The organism is Alcanivorax sp. HI0044 (genome assembly GCF_001634945.1).
This window is the reverse complement of the sequence record NZ_LWEZ01000472.1, coordinates 1-1,129: the sequence shown is the minus strand read 5'-3', so window position 1 is coordinate 1,129 and position 1,129 is coordinate 1. Positions and strand designations below refer to the sequence as shown.

The 1,129-nt window shown below is 56.4% G+C and carries 2 protein-coding genes; one reads left to right on the top strand and one right to left on the bottom strand.

Annotated features, from left to right (window positions below; translation table 11 throughout):
• On the top strand, positions 1-695 hold a 695-nt coding region (locus A3730_RS05755; protein WP_063537686.1), incomplete at its 5' end, for a DUF3108 domain-containing protein.
• On the opposite strand, the gene dcd is transcribed toward A3730_RS05755, so the two are convergent.
• A partial coding sequence (gene dcd, locus A3730_RS05750) for a dCTP deaminase (RefSeq protein WP_063537684.1) occupies positions 692-1,129 on the bottom strand: 438 nt, incomplete at its 5' end. The two genes, A3730_RS05755 and dcd, sit on opposite strands and share 4 nt — an antisense overlap.

Here is a 1,129-nt window from a genome sequence, read left to right as displayed (position 1 = left end):
GCGGCCTGGCCACGGCCAACGAGCCCCTGGCCCCCTTTTCTGCCGAGTTTCGTATTTATGTGAACAAGCTGCCTACCCCGGTCAAAGCCGAACTGGTGCTGGAACCGGCAGAGGGCGACGACTACTACCATATGTTGCTCAAGGCGAAATCGTTTCTGCTCAGCAACACAGAGGAAAGCTATTTTCACTGGCGTGACTGCCAACCGCGCACGGCGCGCTACGTGCATGAATTCAAGGGATTCGGTCAACGACGTTTCCACCACATGGATTTTGAGTGGAACCCGCCACGGGTACACAACGAATCTGAAGACGACAAGGAAAGCCTGGATATCCCCGACAACACGCTGGATGAGCTGACGATTCTGCTACGGGGGCGCTGCGTGTTTGCCACCGGCGACAAGTCTTACTCCGTGACCAGTGTCTACGGCGACAAAGTGCGCGAACATCATTTTGAAGTGATCGACAGGGAAACCCTGAAAACACCGCTGGGCAAACTGGATACCCTGCTGGTTGAAAAGAAACGTACCGGGGACAGCAAAGAAAAACGGCGCACCCTGTTCTGGGTAGCGCCGCAGCTGGACTACATGGTGGTACAGGCCAAACACATTGAGAGCACCCTGTTGAAAGCCGAGATGATCATGATCGACTACAACGGCCCGGAACTCGTTCCGGACTCAGCGCCCGCGTCAGACTAGGCCCGTGGCAGGGTCACGCCACGCTGGCCCTGGTACTTACCGCCCCGATCCATGTAGGAGGTTTCACACACCTCATCGGATTCAAAGAACAGCATCTGCGCCACCCCTTCGTGGGCATAGATTTTTGCCGGCAGGGTGGTGGTGTTGGAAAACTCCAGCGTCACATGCCCTTCCCACTCGGGTTCCAGCGGCGTGACATTAACGATAATGCCGCACCGTGCGTAGGTGGATTTGCCCAGGCAAATAGTCAGCACATTTCGGGGGATACGGAAATATTCCACCGTGCGGGCCAGGGCAAAGGAGTTCGGCGGGATAATGCAATACTCCCCCTTCACATCCACAAAGCTGCGTTCATCGAACGCTTTCGGGTCCACCGTGGCGGAATGGATATTGGTGAACACCTTGAACTCGTCGGCGCAGCGCACATCGTAGCC